We start from the raw sequence: 21,381 nt of genomic DNA on the forward strand, positions 1-21,381 counted from the left end.
CGACGTCGGGTGACCCCGCGCTCACGTCATGCGTTCGTACACCCCCTCGTCGGCGAAGTCCTCGAAGTCCATATTGGCCAGGTCCAGGTTCGTACTGATCTCGATCGCGGCGTCGGGGAACAGGCGGAACTGGGTGATGAACTCCTCGTCGTCGTCCTCGAAGGGCCGGCCGTCCCACTCGGTCGTCACCGCCAGCAGGGGGTGTCCGGGCTCGCGCATGGTGACCTCGTCGGCGATGAATATCGCTCCCGGCGTCGCCGGTTGGGGTAGTGCCTCGCACACCTCGTGCAGCACCTGTTCGGCCGGGGCTCCGGCCAATCGGGGATCGGTGATCGGGTGCGGGTCCACCGGATCGTCGTCCATCCACGGCGAACGCATCTGCTCGATCACGCGATTCCAGGCATCGTCGTCGGTGAAGTCGGTGCGGATCACCAACGGGGTCATACTCTCCCATCCGTCGATCACCAACAGCGGAGCGGCGCTCGCGGATTCGAGCTCGGGCTTCGGGGACAGGACGCCGCCGAGCAGCTCGCCGCCCAATTCGACTGCGTCGGGGACGATTCCGGCCGTGCGGAACAGCAGTGTGCGCAGGTCCAGATCGTGCACGAGCTCCGTCAACGCGGTGGCGATCTCCGGCGTCCGGGTTCCCTTGCGGCGATGCGGGAATTCCCGAAGTTCGGTGACGAGTTCGCCGTCCCGATGGACGCTGAACGCCGCGAAACCGCAGTCCTGGTCCTGCTGCCGCACGGTCGCCACCCACGGCGCCAGTGTGGTGACCGGCAGATCCGGATCATCGGACAGCAACAGGACGTGCGAGTCCACCGCGAGGGCCGCCACGATGGTTCCGCCGTCCGGATGCGTTGCGTCCCTGTGTCGTTGGAGGTCGGTCCAGGTTCCCGCCACCGGGGTGACACCGAGCTGTCCGAGGATCTCCCGTGGTGTGGTGTCCCGTGCCACCGCTACGCAGTGATCGTCGCCGATCAGTGCGCCGAACCAGGCTGTCAGAGCCGCCTCCTGCGCCAGCTCCGGTGCCCGGACCGGACCCGGTCGCTGTGAATGAGGACATGAGGTCCACACGAGATTCCCCGTGTCGTCGCGCAGCTCGGCCGCGCCGCGTTCGACCACGAGTTCGGTGCCGGGGCCGGAAATCTGGTGCAGCACAGTACCGTTCAGGTCGCGCAGGTACAGGAATCCGTCGTCGTCGAGGATCAGGACGTTCTCGGTGTCGGGGAACTCGTCCCAGTGCGAGGTGCGTCCGTGCACGATGATTCGTGCCACGCGACCGTCGTGAAACAGCACGGTCGACCCGTCGTCGCTGGTGAGTGACTGGCCGTACAGGCTCTCGCCGCGGCGCAACGTCGATCCCCGGGGCGCCGGGCGGGGTGCGTAACCCGCGGGGACGTCCGGAATTCCCGAACTCCACACCACCGCATCATCCGCATCGATCAGGGCCAGCTCACCGCTGTCGCGCAGCTCCAGCCGCTGTACCCCCAGCCACGCCGTGCCGGTGCTCCACACGTGGTTGCCGTGGTGGTCCCAGGCCACCAGGTCGCCGTCGGGCCCCAGACACAGCAGGCTCGACGACGGTGAATCGCTGATCCACACCCGATCGCGAGTGTGGTTGTCCCGCACCGCGAACGACGGTTCATACGGTGAGTGCAGAGCGGTGAATCGCCCCGACGGGGAGGTCAGTGACTGCATCGAGAGGCCGCCCCCCAACGGCAGCCACGACCCTCCCGGCTGCCATGGCGACGACTCGCCCGGCTGGATCTCGGGTGCGGCGTCCATTCGAGCGGGAGTTGACGGTGATGAGGCCGGCTGAGCCGGTGTCGCAGGGGCCGAGTGCAACGGAGCGGAGAGCGGCCGCATCACCCGTGCCGCGAAGGGGGTTGCCGCACGGCTGAGCGTGGATCCCGTCGCATCGCCCGCCAGTGCTGCTGTCGCGCTTTTCAGCGTAGATGCCGCCGTGCCACCGGGTTTCGCTGCCGCCGACCCGCCGAGCAGGGCCGCAGCAGATGCCTCCGACGAGGCTCGCACCCTGGCGGTGCCCCGGTACGGGGCGGGGATGAGCCCGGCCGGCTGCCGAAAGCCCACGAAACCGTCGTCGACCAGGAATCGCACGGTCTCCAACTGGAGGTGCGGTGAGCCGTGATTGCCGGTGATGTCGAGCCGATAGTGCGTGCAGGGCCCCGGTTCGGCGATCCGGTAGGCCCTGGAGTGGTGCCGATCGGGGAACGATTGGCCGGAGCGGGTATCGAGGATGCGCCAGCGCCGCCCGTCCGCCGAACCGCGCAGCGTCCATGCCGACGGGTCGCGGTCGGGTGCGTCGTTGGCGGAGGTGAGCACGTAGTGATCGACCGCGATCGGCTCGGACAGCCGGAACTCGAGGGTCGCCCGGCGCTGCCCGGCGAACCACTTGTCGGTCGAGTCGCGAAGGAGATTCGCGGCCACCTCGTCGGCGTCGCGATGTTCGGCACTGGCCCGAACGCCGGAGACGAGGTCGCCGACATCCCGCGACAACAGCACGATCGAACGGGCGTCACCCGATCCGCTCGACCACTCCACCGAGCCCGGCTCGGCCGCGCTACCGTCGTCGATCAGGATCCGCAACCGCCCGGCCGCGTCTCCGGTATCGAGATCTGTTGTCTCGGTATCGAACTCGTACCCACGCACGGCGAAGGTGTCCGGTGCGGGCCGGTCGTCGAGTTCGCCCCGCAACTCCTGCACCTCGCCGCCGTCCTGTCGATGCCCGTAGCAGCTCGCCATGTCCGGCGTGAAACCCAGCGCGGACCGGGCCCCGTCCCGAGTGACCCAGGACAGCCGTGCGGGCGCCGCGCGATCGTCGTCGCCCACCCACACCAGCAGTCTCGCCGCGGGCTCCCATCGCGCGGACCCCCGAGCACGCCGCCACATCCGAAATGCGAACGCGGACACCTCATCCGACACCGACCCCACCGATCCTCCTCATCACATCCGGACGCCGAAACGAATTCCACGGCGGCACGACGACATACCCGTGGCTCGGCGAAAGCTGTTGCCGCAAGCCCGATCTCGGTGACCGAACACGATGCTCGTGGGCGGGCCGATATCCGTGTGCGGGACCGAGCATAGGCCCGAGCACCGACACATTCCCGCCGAGCGGCATTCGCCCCGGTCAGCGCCCTGCTCCGGAATCGGATCTGCGATCATGTGCACACGAAGGACGGTGTGGTTCGGCCGCGGTGAATTCGCCTCCGCCCCTGCCGATCCACGACACCGAGAGAATCGAGCGGACATGACCTGGACGAGACCGGTGGTCACCATCGGCGGTGAGCGTCGACTGCTGGAGGGGGTCCTCGATCGCAATCGGGCCGAATTGGCGAACACGCTGCGCGGGCTGTCCGAGGACGATGCCCGTCGCCGGCTGGTCGCGTCGGTGACCACGCCGATCGGACTTGTCAAACATGCGGCGGTCGCCCAGCGGATCTGGTTTCAGCACATTCTGGCCGGGATCCCCAAGCCGGACTGCGACGGCGGCACGACGTCGGGGGATGCGAGTTTCGTCGTGGGAGACGAGGAGACCGTGGCCGACGTGATCGCGGAATTCGAGCGGGTCAACGAGCGTTCCCGAGCGATCGCCGCCGAATTCGAGCTCGACGAGATCCGGACGCACCCCGGCCTCGGCGAGGTGAACCTGCGGTTCATCTACCTGTTCGTGATCGAGGACCTCGCGCGACACTGCGGCCACGCCGACATCCTGCGCGAGCAGATCGAACACCCGCGATAGTCACCAGCGCGCGAGTTGCTCGGCGTCGGTCCGCGCCAGGAGCAGCGTGGTCGGCACGGTGTACCCCTTCGTCATCACGGTGTGCCGAGTTCCGGATAGAGCCTGCGCTCCCATGTGTCGAGTTCGGTGATCACCAGTTGGCCGCGGCCGTCACAGATCGGGCAGCCCAGTAGCCCATGGCATTCCGGGCAGGTCTCGCGACCGTCGTCACCGGTCACCCAGCCGCGTCCCTGGCACAGTGGGCACCAGCCGCGCCCCTGGCACTCGTAGCACAGCACATAGCCGGGGTCGACGGTCTCGGCGGTTTTCTCCGGTGGCGGCGGTACGAACGTCTCGGGTGTGTAGAGCGGGCGCGGGGCGGTCTCGCCGACGTAGAGCACACCGGGATAGCCCTCCTGGACGCGGACCATGATCCGGAAACCGTTGCGGCTGCCCGCGACGTGGATCATCGGCGTCGACCCCGGCACCTCGGTCGATCCGCGCTCGATCGCCCACCCTCGATCGGTCAGCACGGCAGCGGCGCGATCGATGAATTCCGGGGAGTTCAGTTCGACGGCGCGTTGGATCCGGTCGCTGACCCGGTACTGATACCGCAGCGGTTCGTGCCAGTCGACGGTGGAGGGGGCGGGCAGGACGATGTCCGGCAGCTGCTCGGGGGTGAGTTCGCGGGCCAGCTCGAGGATCTGCGCACGCAGGGACGTGCCGTCGCGCTCCAGTTGTTCCTGTGCGCCCGGTATTTCGTCACTCATGCCCGGCTCCTGTCGTTCGGCACGCGATTCATCCGGTCGGATGTTCGATGACCTGCGGAAGCGGATCTCCGGCGACCGAGCCGACGGGGAAGGGCGGGGTCGAGCCGGACAGGCTGAGATATCCGTTGGCGCTGCGCTGGATGTGCAGTTGGAAGTCGTCGGGAGTGCGGGTGTCGGCCGCGCGCGTGCGCGAACCACTCCGGTCCGCTCTGGTCGGCCAGCCGAATTCGGCCCAGGACCGCACCACCGAGTCGAAGTATTCCCCGGCGGTATCGGGGGTGGTACCGATCACCCAGTACCCGATGGTGAAGTACTCCGAGACGATCTCGCGTCCGTCGTCGCCGAAGGGCATCGTCACACCGCCGTGCAGCCGCGCGCGAGGCAATTGCGGGTGCCGCAACGCGATGGACAGTTCCGCGGGAAGTGCGCGCAGTGTGCGAACGAGGTACCGATGCAATTGATTCCGCGCCGCGGCCTGAGTGAATTCTTCCGGCATACCACCATCCTCGTCCGTATCGCTCGCTCGATCGAGTTCTACCCGACACCGGTCGGTCATTCCAACTCGTCCGCATGTCCGGTGACGATCCGTCCGACGTTTCGGAAGGATCGGTTGTCGCGCCCGAGGTAAACCGGCGCCGTGTGATCCTTCGGATTCCATCCCGAGGGGTGCCTACTCGGCGTGGAGTCGGTGGTGAACACGGTAGCGCCGAAATCGGGATCGGTCGGTTCGGGGCCGTGCGCGTCCGGAAACAACTGGATGGAATCGTATCGGGCAACGGTGGCGAATATGTGATCGCCGATGTCTTCGGGGGCGACGCCGGTCAGGTGGAGTTCACCGACGTGTTCGGCTCCCGTGCCCGGTGCGCCGAGGAAGACCACATTGTCGGTGTTCAGGCTGTTTCCGCGACCCGCGGCGTGGCCGGAGATGACGCCGCCGTAGGAGTGACCGATCGTGGTGTTGCGCGAGGGCGGCCCCGCGTGCGTGACCCGCAATCCCTCGTGGAAGCGGCGCGCGGCCTCCGCACCGTTCTCGGCGTAGTGCGAAAAGGCCGCTTCGACCAGTGCGGGCGGATTGTCGTAACCGCCCCACAGGATTACCGCCGTCTCCGCCTCCGGATCGCTCATCAGGGCCGCGTCGCGTATCTGTGCCAGGGTCTCGCCGGCATAGCGCACGCCGTTTCTGTTCCATACTCCCACAGCGGGTTTCATCACGATGGCGACATTGTCGGCGGTATCCGGATTACCGAGCGAATACGCGAAACGCACATTGTGGTCGATATACGACAGGTGGAGCTGCGGCTGTCCTTCGACATGTTTCCCCGGGTCGAGCATCTTCGCTATTTCGTCGTATTGTTTCTGGCGATCGGCGTCGTTCTCCTCGCGGGCCAGGTTTCGCAGCCAGTCCAGAGTTCGGCGATTGTAGTGATCGCGGTCCGCCTGCGGGATCCCGTCGCGATTGCCGATGAACGGGTCGGCGCGATAGAAATCCTCCTGCTCAGCCCGCGACAGTCCGGACCACAATTCGTGCAGTTGTTTCGGGTCCTCCAGCATGCCGATGTCCGAATCCTGCAGCCGCGCAACACCATCGGCGGGGTGCTCGCCGGCGCCGGCGACCTCGCCCGCAGCGGGACGCTCCATCAGGTGCGCCATCAGGAGTCCCTTGTGGAAGTGCAGCGGCCGCGCCAGGAACTCCGGCTCCCCGAACGATTCGCTACCGGGCACATCGAAGGGACGGCCGGTCGCGGGTTCCTCGGCGAGACGCGTGTCGGCCAGATCTTCCAGGCGCTGACGCCGAGCGTCCACCCCCGCCATGGCGTCGTCGTCTCGGGCGCGCTCGAGGGTGATCAGCCGGGCTCGCGTCTCCTGCGCTCGGGCGCGGGCCTGGTCGGAGCGCTCCTGGTGCATCCGTGCGCGCTCGCGCAGTTCGCGTGCGTGCTCGGGATTCTCGGCTGCGTCGGCGCGGGTGTGCAGGTCGGCGGCGGTGCGGCGCGCGTGGGATTCCTCCCCGAGTGCCGCGCGCAGATCCTCGTGCAATCGTTCGAGTTCCGGGGGTCGCTCGACCGCGCCGGTCAGGTCCGGGCCGTGTTCCGGCTCGCGATAGCCTTCCGGCTTGTAGACGATGACCATCCGATGATCCGGAGTCGGCGGCTTGAACCCGGCCAGCTTCCCCGGATCCACCTCGTTGCTCTTCGCGGCCTGGATCGAATAGTAGTAATCCTTCGGCCCTTCCGGTCCGAACTCCCGGGTCTGCTCGTCGACCGTCTCGAAGCGCGCCGCGATCTGTTCCGGGAGCGCTTCCCGGATCGCCTGCATCAGTTCGTCGCCACGGATGTGACCGCGATCGCCGAGTCGGCCACGCGGATCGCCCGGCGGCCGTTCCGAACTCATGTCCCACTGCATCTCGATCCGGCCGCCCGGAGCCATGATCTCGGGCAGACGCCGAGCGAGCTCTTGATAGGTGGCCGGATCGAAGTGCGCGTTGACGTTGTTCAGCAGCAGTCTGCCGATGGCGCCGGTTTCCCCGTCGCCCAACACCTTTCCGCCGAAGAGCAGATCGCCGTAGACCATCAGCGAACCCGGCTGCGTCAACGGTCCGGCATCCAGGATGCCCAGACCTCGTTGGCGTTGCGCGGGAACGGCATACCCTTGGCTCAGTTCGGTTTTCAGGGTCAGGTTGCCGTGGCCGCGATCGGCCGCGGGCATCATCTCCTCGGGGAATCCGCTGCGGCCCGTGCCGACATCGACGATGAACCGTGCGCCGTCGGTGCGGCGCATGGTCGCTTCGCGCGGCACCAGTGGCATCTTCTCGTGATCCGCGCCGAATCGATAGCGCTCCAAGGGAAGTGCGTGCTGCGGCCGGGGGCGGGAGAACACCTCGATCATCGAGCGCCCCTCCGGGCTCCGAGCATGATCGACGATCACGTACTCGAGATTCAGGCCGTTCTCGCGCGCACCGCGATTGGCCCGATCGACTTCGTGCAGCAGGTCGGTCAGCGGCGTCCGGCGGCCGCCGATCTCCACCTCGTGGCTGTTGTGGTCGAGCACGCCACTGGCCGGATGGTCGCCAGGGTTGCCTGCGTCCTCGAATCCGGCCAGGTCCTCGGCCGCCTGATGCATCTTGCCGAATCGGTCCTCGCCGAACGCATTCCGGAATTCCTCCGGCATCCGGTCGCGGAACTCGTCGACGGCGCGCTGCGTCGCGGCGAGTCGCTCGGCCGGGTCGAGATCGGCTCGGTTCACCGCCTCGTTGATCGGATCGAGCGCGGTGCGCAGCTCAGTCTTGAACCTCGCGGCAAGTCTCGACGTGTCGTGATCGTCGTAGACCGGATCGAAGATGCGCCGGACCAGTTCCTCCCGCATCCGCGCGCCCAGCGACATCCGCTCCGCGCGCAGCACCTGGTCGTGATGCGCGCCGGTGACCTGTTCGTCGAAATGGGCCAGATGCTCGGCGGATCGTTGCCGATAATCCGCGATCGACAGATCCCGGCCGATCACCGGGCGGTCGAATTCGATACCGTGGCCGGTCAATCCGGCTCGGTCGGCCAGCGCTCGGTCGTGCTCGATCAGCAGCTGTCTGCGCTGGGTTCCGTCCGGGCCCTGGTTGTGCAGGCCGAGGTGATCGAGGAGGTCGTCGCGATCCCGGATCAGGCCGTCGAGCCGCTCACCCTTCGCGGGATCCAAACGCGCCGCGTCGATTTCGGCGGTGAGCACCTTCAATTCCGCGTACCGGCCACCCAGATGCGCGGTGAGCCGGTCGGTTCGGTCGGCGCCGGGATCCCGGCCGATACTCGGCTCCTGAGCCAGCTGGATCTCGGCGAGTTCGTGCGCCACGGCACGCGGAACGTCCTGGGTGCGCGCCCGTGGGGAGATCTCGATGTCGTATCCGGTGCGGTCGGGGCGTTCGGTGAATCCGGCGACCTCGTCGGACAGGGGTCGGTCCGCCACTCGGATCGCGATGGTGCGGCCGTCGTCCATGACGAAGACCTTCTGATCCGGATTCCACGCCATCGCCTCCGGCGTGACGAGCAGCAGATCGGCCTCGAGCTCCCGCTGCACCTGGCCCGCTGTCAGATTCTCGACGCCGCTGCGCGAATCTCCCCGGAATTCACCGACATTCGACGCGGTACCGGCGTGTGCGTCCGCTTCGTCGACGCCGGCGGGTTCCCGGGGCGGCAGTCCCGATCGTGGTTCGTCCGGTCGCTCGGCGACCTCCCGGTCCGGGGGCAGCTGGGACGATTCGCGCGGGGAGATACCTTCTCCCGGAAGCGGGCTCCCCGCGCGATCCGCTTCGGCCACATGCGAACTCGGCGTTTCCGGGGGTGCCGCGGGGATGATCGGGCGCTTCGGTTCGAGGCCCGGCTCCGCCGTGCCGTCGCCGAGCGAGGTTTTCCGGACGACCGGCGAATCCTTCTGACCCGCCGAGATATTGGCCCGTCCGTCCGAACCGTCCGTGCTGCTCGCGCTCGCGCGCGAGCCGGGCCGATCGGAGGATGCCGAATGCGTATTACGTTCCGGGGCACTCGGTTTGACGGTTCTGTCCACCGGAGCATCCGGCTTGTCGATCGCCGAGGACCTGCCGATCGCCGAGGAGCCGACCGCCGGGCGTTCGGCCGCGACATCGGCCGGACGATCGCCCACGGCGGATCCGGCGCCCGCATGCGCCGACTGATCGGATCCGACCGGGGCGGTATACGACTGCGGCTCATGGGTTCCGGCCTCGGGCTGCGGCGCGGGGTGCGTGACCGCGTGGCGCGCCTCCGGCTGCACGTCGCTGGGCTGGGCCGCCTCGGCCGGATGGGTGCTGCGGGATTCGGCCGGCATCGAGGCGGCGGGAGTGTCGCCGGTCTGGTGGGAGATCGCCGGATCCCGTTGGGCGATATCCGATGTGAGCGGCAGCGCCGCTTTCGGCGCCGATCCGTCACCGGTCGTCACACCGTTCGGTGCGGGCAACCGGGCACTGCGTGCGTGAGCCTGCTCCACGCCGCTCTTGAAGCCGTGGATGCCGCCGAGCGCCATACCGCCGACGAGCATCTGCGGCTGAAAGGTCGTATCTATCCCGCTCGGGTCGAAATTCCCGTGAATCAGCTGGTTTCCGACCTGCCAGCCCAGATCGGCGCCGTACATGCCCAGCCCGCCCGCCGTGCCGCCGACGAGTCCGCCCAACACCCCGTTCAGCCTCGGCCCCAGCCCGAGACGGGCGCCGAGCGCGCCCGCGCCCATGCCGAAGGGCGCGCCCACCACCGCGCCGGCGCCCCATTCCAGACCCGTCTTCAGGGTCTGCCCGAGATCGAACGAATCACGATGGCCCGCACCGATCTGATACAGCTGGATGCCGGTGTCCAGACCGGCGCCCTGGGCAGTCGCCTTCAGGCCCGCGATGCCGATCTGTTTGAGATAGGGCTTCAGCAGGTTCTTCAGGCCGACCTTCGCGGCCTGTTCGCCCAATTCCTGTAGGCCCTTCTCACCGGCCGCCCCCACCGCCTCGCGTCCGGCTGCGAGCGCGATCGGCACGCCCGCCTCGCCCCACGGCCACGCCGCGATCAGACTGATGATCGTGTAGGCGGTGATACCGGCGAAGGTGGCCTCCATGATCTTGGTGTATTCGAGCTGGGTGCCGCCGCCTCGGACGTAATCGCCCAATTCCTCCATCGCCTCGGCGTTCTCCTCGATGGAGGCCTTGCCGTCGAAGAGTTTCCCGAACTCCTGGTGGACCTGGGTCGCGCCGTCACCGGTGTAGTAGGTCTCGGTGTGGTCGGTGACTCGCCTGATATCCGGTTCCAGGGCGCGAAAGTCGTCGGCGGCCTTCTTCCAGGCATCGCCGAGGGCGAACAGCGCCTCCTCGTCACCGGAGGGGTAGTGCTGGCCGAAATTGAGGCCCTCGATGATCCAGGTCGGAATCCAGCTCCACAGGTCGGTGATGCCGGACATCACCGCACCCGCATCGGGCCGGACCGACTGTTCGCCATGTGTCGCTCACCAGCCCGAATCGAGTACGCCGCCGCTCGCCGATGATCCCGAATCATGCTGCGACACATCGAAATCGGTGAATTCCGTCGCCTCGGATGTTGCCGGTTCTTCGGGTTCCTCGGTGTGTGTCACCCGGTGCCGCGCCTTCGGTGGCTCCAGCGAGGGCTCCGGCGGCCGCGGCAGCAGATCCTGCATATCCGCCACGCCGGGAACGAATTCGGACAGCCGGGGCAGCCTGGCGTTGTTCTGCTGTACCTCGGCGACCATCTCTCGGGTCCGGCGGCGGACCTGGGCGGCCGCGTCCTGCGCGGCCTTGGTGAACGCCTGCGCGAGCTGCTCGTGGGTGAGATCGGTGGTGTTCGGGGCGATTCTGGTCTCGATGACGTCGCCGTCGGCGTTGACGGTCACCGTGACCCGTCGGCGCGCGGCGGTGGCCGACGCGGTGATCTTCGCGTGTTCCCGCTGCATGCGCGCGATTTCGCCGATTCCGGCCTGGACCGACTGCATCAACTCGGCCAGGCGCGCTTTGGCGGCTTCGTTCGACATGACGTCCTCCCTGCCCGCGGCGGTAGTGTCGTCCGATCAGGCCCGGAAGCTGTCGGTGTTGCCGGACTCCATCTCCTCGAACCTCGTGGCGGCATCGCGCAGACCACCCGCATAGGACTGCAGCAGTTGGACTTTGGAGCCGACCGCATCGTCGAGGTTCGCATCCGATGCGATGTAGCCGTTTCCGCCGGAGAAGCTACTGCCGAAATCGTCGTCGCCCCACGCGCCCCAGTGGGCGTGGCGAGCCGCGGCGAGGGTGTTCAGCACGCGCTGCACCTCACCGGCGACATCCTTCAGATCGTCTGCGGCGCTGCGCAGCTCACCCGGCGTCACCTGCACGTTGTCGGTCATACTCGCTCGCTTCCCCCTCCCGCCCGGCCCGCCCGGCAGGATGATCGAACTCCAGAATGTCAACGGGACGTTAAGAAAAGACTAGCTCGTAGTCGCCTCCCGGTCATCTGACTTATCAGCGGGTCACAGATGGGCTCGTGCTGCTTCGACCGTGCTCTCGGGCCTGATCGGGTGTCGTACGGGCATCCGGAACGCCTGCGCGAGTGGGAACCTGCTCGACGCGGGGCTTGTCGGCTCTGCGGCCACCGTCGGTGGGGCGAGGGTCCGGGGCAGGTGCGGATATCGCCCTGATCGGGCGGACGTTCGAGCAAGTGCAGTGACGCCCGGCCGAGGTCGAAAGTGTTGGGGCGTAAAGGCGTGCCGACCAGAGTCGACGTATCCGGCCGGGATCAGGTGTAGGCGGCGAGCCCGACTTCGATGCAGAAGATATAAAGGATACCTAATGCAGCGCTGGGCGTGATCTCAATCAAGGGTCGTCGCTGCTGTGTGTCAAAGTTCGGGGATGCGGTGAGTTGACTATATGTGATGTTCAGCAACGTGATCTGGATGTTCTCCGAGACGCGGATGCGAGGTTCTCGGTGTCGCTCCACCTTGGACTGCTCGCTGATATAGTGCAATGAATTGGCCGTGAGACGTCGCGCGGCGATGTGTCGGCAGGATGTCGAAGGGAGCCGATCAGTGCTGGACGAGGGGTTGCCCGCGAGCCCGGACGGGCTGCTGGCCGGTCGGCGGATCATCGTGTCGGGAGCCGCGACCGGGATCGGTGCGGCGGCGGTGGCGTGTTTCACCGAAGCCGGAGCGCAGGTCGTCGGCTTGTTCCATCACACGCGTCCGTCCGATGAGCTGGAGCGCTCGTGCGCGTGGGTGCAGTGCGACGCCCGGGATCGCGGGTCGGTCGAGGACGCGTTCGACGCCGCGGTGCAGATCCTCGGCGGTCTCGACGTGCTGCTGCATGCGGCGGGGGTGTGGCGGCCCAGCACACCGGAAACGCTGACCGAGGACGAGCTGACGCTCGTCCTCGACGCGAACCTGCGCACGACCGTCCTGACGAATCAGGCCGCATTCGCGCGCATGCGGGACGGCGGCGGCCAGATCGTGAATCTCGGCTCGGGCGAGGCGATCCGGGGCAATCCCATGGCTCCGCACTACGCGGCGGCGAAGGCGGGTGTGCAGGCGTGGACCCGATCGGCGGCCACCGCCTGGGGTCCGCACGGTGTGACGGTCAACGCGCTCGCGCCCGCGATGGCGACCCCGGGCGCGGAACGGCTGTGGGAGCACCTGGGCCCGGACGCCGCGACGGCGTTCCGGGACCGCCTGCGGCAGACCATGCCGCTGCGCGGCGAACTCGGCGATCCGCGTGCGGATCTCGGGCCGGTAATGGTCTTCCTGGCCGGTTCCGGCGCGCGTTTCATGACCGGGCAGCTGCTGGCGGTCAACGGAGGGTTGCAGATGCTGGGCGCGTGAGCGCGCCCGTGCCGGAGAGGAGTGGCCCGATGGCCGAGTTGGGGATCGAGAAGGCGAGCGTATTCAACCTGCCGCCGGTCGAATTCGTGGAACTGACCGCACGACTCGGATGTCGGCACATCTCGGCCGGACTGGCGTCGTTCCCGTACGGGCAGCGTTACTACCCGGAGTATTCGTTGCGCGAGGATCGTGCGCTGCGGCGACGGATGATCGATGCGATGGACGCGTCCGGGGTGTCGATATCGCTGGCGGAGGGGTTCGTCGTACGGCCGGGCGTGGATGCGGTCCAGTACGACAGCGATCTGGATATCGTCTGTGAGCTGGGCGCGCCCCGCATCAATGTCGTGAGCATGGACGACGATCTGGTGCGCAGCTTCGACCGGTTCGCCGCGCTGCACGCGATGGCCGCCCGCCGAGATCTGGAAACGACACTCGAATTCGCGCCGTGCCTGGCCGTGCGTGATCTGCCCACTGCGCTGGCCGCGATCGAGTACGTCGATGACCCTCGGTTCCGGTTGCTCGTGGACACCATGCATCTGGTCCGCTCCGGGGCGGGCCCGAAGGACCTCGCGGCCCTGGATCCTGCCCTGATCGGCTACGTCCAGGTGTCCGACGCGCTGTGGACGCCCCGGATCGAGGACTACTTCGAAGAGGCGATGTACGAGCGGATGGTGCCCGGCGAAGGGGAGCTGGGTCTGTCGGAGGTCTTGGCGGCGTTGCCCGCAGACCGGGTGTTCGGACTCGAGGTTCCCCTGCGCAGCCGGATGACGGCCGGGATGGGGCCGGAGGAACGGCTCGCGCTGTGCGTGCGGGCCGCGCGGAGCCTCCTCGCGAATCTGCCTGCCTGACATCGTCGTCGACGAGATCCGTTCCGGCACAGTCCTTTCTCGCTGCCCCTTGCGCCGCCACCCGGTTTGCGCGAATAATGATACGCATGAGATGCCATTTACTGAATCTGGTGTGACGCGTACCGACGGCAACAGAGGAAGGACGCTCCCTGTGGGCTCAGCCATAGAAAAACTGACGCGACTCGTCGATGCCGAGGATCGCTTCGACCACTCGCACGCCGATCTGCGCGAGACGCAGATCGAGGCGATCGACGAGCGGTTCCAGGACCGCAAGGACCGGATCAGGCTGCTCGGCCACCGGGCCGCCGAAGCCGGTGTCACCGCGGTCACCGCCTTCGAAGACGTTGTGCCGCTATTGTTTCCGCACACCGCCTACAAGAGCTATCCGGAGAGCTTCCTGATCGATGAGCGGTGGGACCGGCTGGGTAAATGGCTCGGCACCATCTCCCCGTATCCGATCGCGCCGATCGAGACCGCCGATATCGGCGACATCGATGAGTGGATCGCGCGCTTGCAGGCCGCGGGCCACTACGTCTCGTGCTCCAGCGGCACCACCGGTAAATCCGCGATGCTGCTGGCCTCCGAGCGTGATATGGCGTGGTCCCGCAAGGACACCGTCAACGTCTTCTCCTGGGGTTCGGGCGTACAGCCGGGCCGGGACCGCCGGATGATGGGTGTCGCGCCCACAGCCGCGGTGCCGAAGAACCTGATCAGCGGCGAGGCCCAGGAAGCGGCGTTCGGTGATCCGGACAAGAAGCGGTTCCGGCTGCCGATCCCGCCGCTGACCGTCGGCGCGCTCACCATGATGGTGGTGCTGCGCAAGAAGATGGCCGACGGCACCGCCACGCCCGCCGAGTTGGTCGCGTTCGAACGCACCTCGAAGGAGCGTCAGGAGTCGCTGGACAACGCGCTGGTCGCGGCCGCCGAGGCGTTCATCGAATACCGCGCGGACAAGCTCTACATCGGCGGGATGTGGAACGCGCTGTACCAGGTCGCCAAGCTCGTGCGCGAACGTGGTTATGCGGCAAAGGATTTCCATCCGGACAACTGCATCTACGTCGGCGGCGGCCTCAAACGCGCTCAGCTGCCGCCGGACTACCAGCAGTTCGTGCACGAGACATTCAACATCCCGCCCAACCGGGACTTCCAGAACTACTCGATGCAGGAGCTCAACTCCGGAATGCCCAAGTGTCAGAAGGGCGATCGATATCACGTGCCGCCGTGGGTGGTGCCGATCATCCTGGACGAATCCGGTGATGCCCTGGTGCCGCACGCCTCCGGCGAGGTCGAGGGCCGGGCCGGATTCTTCGATCTGTCCCTGGACGGACGCTGGGGCGGAGTCATCACCGGCGACAAGATCTCGCTGGATTTCGATCAATGTGCCTGCGGGGCAAAGGGTCCGTCGGTGCGCAACAATATCGTCCGCTACGCGGACATCGCCGGTGACGACAAGATCGGTTGCGCCGGAACCGTCGATGCCTATGTGCGAGGACTGTCGTGACCACTGCCGATATTCGCGAAACCGCCTCCGAGCCCGTTGTTTCCGCACCGTTCTTCCTGCGGGGTGAGCTGGTCGAGGGCGGTGCTGCGCGGCATCGTTCGCGCGATCTGGGCGTCACCTTCGCCACCCCGGCGATCGATCTGAACAAGGCTGTGCACCCGCGCACCGAGGTGCCGCCGCTGCTGAACGTGCCGCTGGCGGAGATCATCGATTTCCTGGTCGCGACCGGTGATCGCCTGCGTGACCCGAACAATCCCTTCGTGCAGGACTGCATCGACCGGATGACCTCGACCCATGTGCTGCCGCGCGCGGTGCTGCAGGCGCAGGTCACCGGCGCCGCCTACTATCTGGACAAGCGGCTGCTGGAAACCGTTGTGGAGCAGAACTTCCCCGATCCGCGGGCGTTGGACGAGTGGATTCCGAAGCGGGATTTCACCGGCCGTAAGAGTTTCGTGCGGGCCTTCGCGCCGCGGCTGGTGCACGTGCTGCCCGGCAATTCGCCCGGCACCGCGGTGAAGTCGATCGCGCAGGGGGCGCTGGTCAAGGCTGTCAACCTGTTCAAGATGTCCTCCAGTGATCCGTTCACCACCGTCGCGATCCTGCGCACGATGGCCGATATCGATCCGGATCATGCTGTGGTGCAATCGATGTCGGCGGTCTACTGGCGCGGCGGGGACGATACCGTGGAGCGCGCGCTGTACCGGCCGCAGTACTTCGACAAGATCGTGGCGTGGGGCGGCGGCGACGCCATCGACAACGTGATCAAGTACCTGGGTCCCGGTTTCCAGCTGGTGTCCTTCGACCCGAAGACCTCGATCTCGATGGTGGGGCGAGAGGCGTTCGAGTCCGACGAATCGCTGGACACCGCCGCCGAACTCGCCGCCTCCGACGTCATGGTGCTCAACCAAGAGGCTTGTGTGGCAAGCCGTTTCGTATTCGTCGAGGCGGGCGCGGACGAGGTGGACCGCTTCGCGCAGCGGCTGCACGCGCGTATCGTGGCCAAGGCCGCGGCCTCCGGCGACGCCCGTCCGCTGGACGGCGAACTGCGGGATCAGGTCGATATGCTCACCATGCTGGACGAGTTCCGGGTGTTCGGCAGGACCGACGGCACCGGTCTGGTGATCCGCTCGGACGAACCGGTCGACTTCCACCCGATCAACAAGATCTCCAACGTGGTCCGGGTCGACTCGCTCGACGATGCGATGCGGTACGTCAACGTGGCCACGCAGACGGTCGGATTCTACCCGTTCGACCGCATGTCCGACTACCGCGACCGGCTGGCCAGCGGCGGTGCGCAACGCATCGTCCACCTCGGCGAAGCGGGCCCCAGCACCATCGGCAACCCGCACGACGCGATGTATCCACTACACCGGTTCGTGCACTGGATGGCGCACGAGGACGGAGTCGAGGAGCGGTAGTTCACGTTGCGGGACGGGCGCGCGGTCGGCTCGTCCCGCAACCGAACTTCAGGAAGTTGACCGGCCTTCACGTCCGCTCGAAGTGCTGCTTGTTTCGTTCGGTGAAGGCTTCGACGGTGAGCGGATCGACGCCGGTTATCCTGCGGACGGTGTCGTCGGTGCCGGAGAAGATGCCGTTGCGGTAGTCGATCGCGACGTTCACCAGGTGCTGCACCAGATGGGGATGCATGCCCCGCTGTTCGAGTTCGGCTCGGAATTCGTCGAGTTCGATCGGCACGTAGGTGATTTCGCGACCCACGGTGCGGCTCATGGCGGCGGCGATCCGGTGGTGGTCGAGTTCGACCGGGCCGTAGAGGGGATAGGTCTTCCCGGCGTGGGCGTCCGGGTCGGTGAGGATGGCCGCGATGACGCGTCCCTGATCCTCGGCCGCGATGGGAGCGTGGTGGGCGTCGGCGAACGGCAGGCGCAGTTGTGCGGTCTTCGGGTCGTAGAAGGTGGTGAGCCATTCGGCGAAGAAGGTGGGCCGGATGTGCGTCACCGCACCGCTGAAGTGGTCGAGGATGCGTTCGGCGAGCCAGTGCTGGCGGGCGGCGTTGCTGACGGCATCGCGTCGGGCAGAGATCTGGGACATGTTGACGATCGCGTGCAGGTCGTTCTCCTCGGCGGCCTGCAACAGGGTGGCGGTGGCCTCGAGCAGGCCCGGCGCGATCGGGTAGGTCAGGTAGGCCGCGTCCATGCCTGCGGCGGCCGCGCTGACCGCGTTGATGTCGAGCAGATCGGCGACCACGATCTCCGCGCCGGCGTCGGCGAGCCGGTCGGCCCGGCTGTCGGCGCGGTGCACCAGGGCACGAACGTGCTGGCCCTGGTCCAGGAGTGTGGTCGCGGCGTACGCGCCGGTCTTGCCGGTGGCGCCGGTGATGAGGATGTGGCCGGTCATGACGAAGTCCCTTCCGAGAGTGGATGACTGAGCAACCGACTCGTGTAACGCCGAGAGATAGGGGCATATGCCCGTTGTGATCAGGGGCGCATGCCCGTATTTTGGGCATGCGGCCGGGAGACGGGACGTTGACCAGGTATGCGAGGACCGGATCCGCAGCGGATCCGTGACGGACCGGAGGTGTGCAGATGGTGGATCCGCGAGCTTCGGTGACGCGCGAGTGCTATGCCACGGCGCTGCGCAAGGCTTCGCGCCGGTTGACCTCGCTCTACGACGAGGTGCTGGCCCCGGCGGGGTTGCGTTCGACGCAGTACGCCATCCTCGCCGAACTCGCCGACGGCGAGCCGGTCACGATCAACGAACTGGCGCGGACTCTCGTACTCGACCGCTCGGGTCTGGGCCACTCGTTGCGCCCGTTGCAGCGCGACGGTCTGGTGCGGTTGGACAAGGACGTCGCGGATCGGCGCAGCGTCAACGTCACGCTCACCGAGGAGGGGCGGCGGCGGTTCGAGCGAGCGCTCGAGCTGTGGCGCGCTGCCCAGGAGCGCGTCGTCGCGGTCCTGGGCTCACCGGGTGCCGATCGGCTTCGTGACGAATTGACCGAACTGGCAACGGACGATCGACTGACCGCGGAACCGTAGCGGCGCAAGGTGATTCGCCTCGTCCGGTGACCCGGACCTGCGCACCCCGAGTGATCGAGGTGCGCAGGCGCTGCGAGCTCAGAGCCGGGAGAGCTCGTCCACCAGATCGTCCAGGCCCAGGGACCCCTGGGAGAGGGCGGCCATGTGCCAGGCTTTGAGGTCGAAGTCGTCGCCGTGGCGGGTGCGGGCGTTGTTCCGGCCGGTGAGCCAGGCGCGTTCGCCGAGTTTGTAGCCGATCGCCTGGCCCGGCATGGTCAGATAGCGGGTCAGTTCGCTCTCCACGAAGTCGGCCGGGCGGCTGCTGTGTGCGCCGAAGAATTCCTGGGCCAGGTCGGGGGTCCAGCGTTCGCCCGGGTGGAAGGGGGAGTCCGCGGGGATCGGCAGTTCCAGGTGCATGCCGATGTCCACGATGACCCGGGCGGCGCGCATCATCTGGGCGTCGAGGTAGCCCAGCCGCTGTTCGGCGTCGGTGAGGTAGCCGAGTTCGTCCATCAGTCGCTCGGCGTACAGCGCCCAGCCTTCGAGGTTCGCGCTGACGCCGCCGACGGTGGCCTGGTAGCGGGACAGGTTCTCGGCGACGTGCACCCACTGCCCGAGCTGCAGATGATGTCCCGGGACGCCCTCGTGATACCAGGTCGAGACGAGGTCGTAGACGGGGAAACGGGTCTGCCCCATGGTCGGCAGCCAGGTGCGGCCCGGCCGGGAGAAGTCCTCCGAGGGCTGGGTGTAGTAGGGCGCCGCGGCTCCGCCGGGAGGCGCGATGCACGACTCGACCTTCCGCACCCGTTCGGCGAGGTCGAAGTGGGTGCCGTCGAGCTCGTCGATGGCCTGATCCATCAATCCCTGGAGCCAGGTGCGGACCTCGTCCACGCCTTCGATGTGCTTACCGTGTTCGTCCAGGTATGCCAGTGCGACCCAAGGGGTTTCGGCACCGGGCAGGATCTTCTCCGCCTCCCGCTTCATCTCGTCGAGCAGGCGATGGAATTCGGACCAGCCGTACGCGTACGCCTCGTCCAGGTCGAGGTCCGCGCCGTTGAAGAAGCGCGCCCAGCGCGCATAGCGTTCGCGGCCCACGGTATTCGGCGCGCCCTCGATCGCCGGTGCGTACACATCACGCATCCAGTCGCGCAGCTCGACGACGGCGGCGGTCGCGGTGCGGGCGGCGGCGTCCAGCTCCGCGCGCAGCGATTCCGGGCCCGCCGAGGCGAAGTCCTCGAACCAGCCGCGGCCGGTGTCGTCCGGATCCGACCACTCGGTGAGCTGCTGAACGAAGGTGGCGGTCGGGCGCGGTGCCGCGAACAGGTTGCGCTCCAGGCCGAGTGCGAGGGATTCGCGATAGCCCGCGAACGCGCCGGGTACGGCACGCAGCCGTTCGGCGATGGCGGCCCAGTCCTGGTCGGTTTCGGTCGGCGTCACGGTGAACACCTCGCGCACCGAATGCGCGGGCGTGGCCATATTGCCCACCTGCCGCAGGCCCTCTCCGGCCTCGTACACCGCCAACTCCGCGGTCAGCCGCTCCCGCAGCAGGCGACCGCACCGGCGTTCGATATCACTGTCGGCGCCGGGCCCTGGCTCGGCTTCGTCGAGCCGGGCCAGCGTCCGCCGCGCCAGGTCGGCGAGCTTTTCCTGACCCGCGGGCGACAGATCGGGCAGTCTGCTCGAACTCTCCTGTACGCCAAGGTAAGTGCCGGTCACCGGATCGAGGGCGATGAGCTCGTCGACATAGGCGTCGGCGACCGCTCGGGGCAGTGGATTCGTGGTTTGCGACATCCGTCCATCCTCGTCCTCGCGACCGGATGTGGCGACGTCCATGACGATTCAGATCCTGATACGGCGATCGGCCAGTGTCAGAGCCACGGCCGAGGCGATGGCAGCGACGAGTGACGCTGCCATCACACCGATCTTGGCATCTTCGATCATCGCCGAATCGGTGTAGGCGAGTTCGGCAACCAACAGTGAGACGGTGAATCCGAGTCCGGCCGTGAGCGCCAGGCCGATCACGTGACCCGCGCCCACGTCGGCAGGAAGCCGCCCGAGTCCGCTGGCGGTGGTCACCGCGATGGAACCCGCGACACCGACGAACTTGCCGATGAGCAGACTCGCCCACACCGACCACATGACCATCGAGCCCGCCGCTGCGCCCAGTGCCGCCGCATCCAGGCGCACACCCGCGTTGACCAGCGCGAAAACCGGCACCACGACGAATGTGGAGATCGGGGTCAGCACGTGGAGTAGATCGTCGAGCACGTGCCGGCCGTCCACCGGCCCGGCCGGGGTCAGCAGCGCCAACACCACACCGGCGAACGTGGCGTGCACTCCGCTGTGGAATGTGGCGAACCAGACGGCGACGCCGACCGGTACGTACGGCCAGATGCTCGAGATGCCTGCCCGGCGCATGCCGACAACCAGCAGACAGCCTGCTGCCGCGCAGGCGAGCCATCCCCATCCGACGCTCTCGGCGTAGCCGATGGCGATCACCAGCACTGCCAGCGCATCGTCCACGGTGGCGATCGCCAGCAACAGCGTTCGCACACCACCCGGTGTTCGTCGAGTGATCAGGGCCAGCACGCCGAGCGCGAAGGCCGGATCGGTCGCCATGGGTACGCCCCACCCAGCGGCCGCGTCGCCGCCGCGAATCAATGTCAGAAACAGCACCGCGGGTACGATCGCCCCGCCGACGGCAGCCACCACGGGCACGATCGCCTGGCGGGGATGCCTGAGCCGACCCCGGGTCAGCTCGGCTTTGAGTTCCAGACCGATGACGAAGAAGAACAGCGTCATCAGCGCATCGTCGACCCACGCCCGTAGATCCTGATGCAGCCCGACGCCCGAGGGCCCCCACTCGATGCTCCACCATGTCGTATAGCTGTGACCCGCGCAGTTCAGCCACACCATGGCTGCCGCAGTCGCACCGAGCAGCGCAACTCCGGGGGCCGAATCCGAGCTCAACCACTGCCGTGGAACCGTCGGTCGTAACGGCATCGGCAGGCTCCCTCATCTGCGTACCGATCCATCGTGCACCGGCGCAGGTTCACCGGTGGTCATCGCTGCCGGATCCGTTGTGGCGCAACCATGTTACGTCAACGATCATATCGGCGATCTATAGAACGCCATATAATGAGTCGTTATTTAACGGCACAATGAACAAGTGTGCATTACGGGGCTGGCGGCACGTACGTGGTGTCAACCCGTT

General features: G+C 67.3%; 15 protein-coding genes. 6 read left to right on the forward strand and 9 right to left on the reverse strand.

All coding sequences use genetic code 11. From position 1 onward, the window contains the following. Positions 1-21: 21 nt before the first annotated feature. Positions 22-2,955 carry a DUF6924 domain-containing protein gene (locus K7711_RS30720; RefSeq protein ID WP_222973360.1) on the reverse strand — a complete coding sequence of 978 codons (2,934 nt, stop codon included), beginning with the start codon at positions 2,953-2,955 and terminating at the stop codon, positions 22-24. Positions 2,956-3,274: 319 nt separating this feature from the next. On the opposite strand from K7711_RS30720, the gene K7711_RS30725 reads away from it, so the two are divergent. Then, a complete protein-coding gene (locus K7711_RS30725; RefSeq protein ID WP_222973362.1) occupies positions 3,275-3,766 on the forward strand; it encodes a DinB family protein in 492 nt (163 codons plus the stop codon). A 74-nt stretch (positions 3,767-3,840) separates the two neighbouring features. On the opposite strand, the gene K7711_RS30730 is transcribed toward K7711_RS30725, so the two are convergent. From K7711_RS30730 to K7711_RS30750, 5 genes are read right to left on the reverse strand one after another with little or no spacing between them, the layout of a single operon-like run. Further along, positions 3,841-4,515, reverse strand: coding sequence for a hypothetical protein (locus K7711_RS30730; RefSeq protein WP_222973364.1), 675 nt, complete (start codon positions 4,513-4,515; stop codon positions 3,841-3,843). 28 nt (positions 4,516-4,543) lie between these two features. After that, entirely contained in the window at positions 4,544-5,011 is a 468-nt protein-coding gene (locus tag K7711_RS30735) for a hypothetical protein (RefSeq protein WP_222973365.1), read from the reverse strand. Positions 5,012-5,067: 56 nt separating this feature from the next. Continuing rightward, positions 5,068-10,443: an alpha/beta hydrolase gene (locus K7711_RS30740; RefSeq protein WP_222973367.1), complete on the reverse strand. Its 5,376-nt coding sequence runs from the start codon at positions 10,441-10,443 to the stop codon at positions 5,068-5,070. A 45-nt stretch (positions 10,444-10,488) separates the two neighbouring features. Beyond that, positions 10,489-11,028: a YbaB/EbfC family nucleoid-associated protein gene (locus K7711_RS30745; RefSeq protein ID WP_222973378.1), complete on the reverse strand. Its 540-nt coding sequence runs from the start codon at positions 11,026-11,028 to the stop codon at positions 10,489-10,491. Between the two features lie 36 nt (positions 11,029-11,064). Beyond that, entirely contained in the window at positions 11,065-11,379 is a 315-nt protein-coding gene (locus tag K7711_RS30750; protein WP_222973380.1) for a WXG100 family type VII secretion target, read from the reverse strand. A gap of 678 nt (positions 11,380-12,057) precedes the next feature. Here K7711_RS30750 and K7711_RS30755 point away from each other — a divergent pair. The 4 genes from K7711_RS30755 to K7711_RS30770 all read left to right on the forward strand — a co-directional run bounded on the left by K7711_RS30755 (position 12,058) and on the right by K7711_RS30770 (position 16,610). Then, a complete protein-coding gene (locus tag K7711_RS30755; protein WP_308015031.1) occupies positions 12,058-12,843 on the forward strand; it encodes an SDR family NAD(P)-dependent oxidoreductase in 786 nt (261 codons plus the stop codon). Positions 12,844-12,872: 29 nt separating this feature from the next. Then, positions 12,873-13,691, forward strand: coding sequence for a sugar phosphate isomerase/epimerase family protein (locus tag K7711_RS30760; protein ID WP_222973382.1), 819 nt, complete (start codon positions 12,873-12,875; stop codon positions 13,689-13,691). Positions 13,692-13,842: 151 nt separating this feature from the next. Beyond that, positions 13,843-15,192, forward strand: coding sequence for a hypothetical protein (locus tag K7711_RS30765; protein ID WP_222973384.1), 1,350 nt, complete (start codon positions 13,843-13,845; stop codon positions 15,190-15,192). Beyond that, positions 15,189-16,610, forward strand: coding sequence for an acyl-CoA reductase (locus K7711_RS30770; protein ID WP_222973386.1), 1,422 nt, complete (start codon positions 15,189-15,191; stop codon positions 16,608-16,610). The genes K7711_RS30765 and K7711_RS30770 overlap by 4 nt, the downstream gene beginning before the upstream one ends. Before the next feature lie 67 nt (positions 16,611-16,677). Here K7711_RS30770 and K7711_RS30775 read toward each other — a convergent pair whose 3' ends face one another. Then, entirely contained in the window at positions 16,678-17,547 is an 870-nt protein-coding gene (locus tag K7711_RS30775) for an NmrA family NAD(P)-binding protein (RefSeq protein ID WP_222973392.1), read from the reverse strand. Positions 17,548-17,735: 188 nt separating this feature from the next. On the opposite strand from K7711_RS30775, the gene K7711_RS30780 reads away from it, so the two are divergent. Further along, the gene (locus K7711_RS30780) at positions 17,736-18,188 is read left to right on the forward strand and encodes a MarR family winged helix-turn-helix transcriptional regulator (RefSeq protein WP_222973394.1); all 453 of its coding nucleotides are present in this window, start codon (positions 17,736-17,738) and stop codon (positions 18,186-18,188) included. A 78-nt stretch (positions 18,189-18,266) separates the two neighbouring features. Here the strand turns inward: K7711_RS30780 and K7711_RS30785 are convergent, their stop codons facing one another. Beyond that, positions 18,267-19,958: a DUF885 domain-containing protein gene (locus K7711_RS30785; RefSeq protein ID WP_222973395.1), complete on the reverse strand. Its 1,692-nt coding sequence runs from the start codon at positions 19,956-19,958 to the stop codon at positions 18,267-18,269. A gap of 48 nt (positions 19,959-20,006) precedes the next feature. Continuing rightward, positions 20,007-21,170, reverse strand: coding sequence for a Na+/H+ antiporter NhaA (gene nhaA / locus K7711_RS30790; RefSeq protein ID WP_222973397.1), 1,164 nt, complete (start codon positions 21,168-21,170; stop codon positions 20,007-20,009). Positions 21,171-21,381 lie beyond the last annotated feature (211 nt).

It is taken from the genome of Nocardia coffeae (assembly GCF_019890715.1).
Classification (GTDB): domain Bacteria; phylum Actinomycetota; class Actinomycetes; order Mycobacteriales; family Mycobacteriaceae; genus Nocardia; species Nocardia jiangxiensis.

What these genes read in the sequence shown, in the direction of transcription:
- K7711_RS30725 (WP_222973362.1), top strand. Translation starts at nt 3,275, where the DNA reads ATGACCTGGACGAGACCGGTGGTCACCATCGGCGGTGAGCGTCGACTG.
- K7711_RS30730 (WP_222973364.1), bottom strand. Translation starts at nt 4,515, where the DNA reads ATGAGTGACGAAATACCGGGCGCACAGGAACAACTGGAGCGCGACGGC.
- K7711_RS30735 (WP_222973365.1), bottom strand. Translation starts at nt 5,011, where the DNA reads ATGCCGGAAGAATTCACTCAGGCCGCGGCGCGGAATCAATTGCATCGG.
- K7711_RS30740 (WP_222973367.1), bottom strand. Translation starts at nt 10,443, where the DNA reads ATGTCCGGCATCACCGACCTGTGGAGCTGGATTCCGACCTGGATCATC.
- K7711_RS30745 (WP_222973378.1), bottom strand. Translation starts at nt 11,028, where the DNA reads ATGTCGAACGAAGCCGCCAAAGCGCGCCTGGCCGAGTTGATGCAGTCG.
- K7711_RS30750 (WP_222973380.1), bottom strand. Translation starts at nt 11,379, where the DNA reads ATGACCGACAACGTGCAGGTGACGCCGGGTGAGCTGCGCAGCGCCGCA.
- K7711_RS30760 (WP_222973382.1), top strand. Translation starts at nt 12,873, where the DNA reads ATGGCCGAGTTGGGGATCGAGAAGGCGAGCGTATTCAACCTGCCGCCG.
- K7711_RS30775 (WP_222973392.1), bottom strand. Translation starts at nt 17,547, where the DNA reads ATGACCGGCCACATCCTCATCACCGGCGCCACCGGCAAGACCGGCGCG.
- K7711_RS30780 (WP_222973394.1), top strand. Translation starts at nt 17,736, where the DNA reads ATGGTGGATCCGCGAGCTTCGGTGACGCGCGAGTGCTATGCCACGGCG.
- K7711_RS30785 (WP_222973395.1), bottom strand. Translation starts at nt 19,958, where the DNA reads ATGTCGCAAACCACGAATCCACTGCCCCGAGCGGTCGCCGACGCCTAT.
- nhaA (WP_222973397.1), bottom strand. Translation starts at nt 21,170, where the DNA reads ATGCCGTTACGACCGACGGTTCCACGGCAGTGGTTGAGCTCGGATTCG.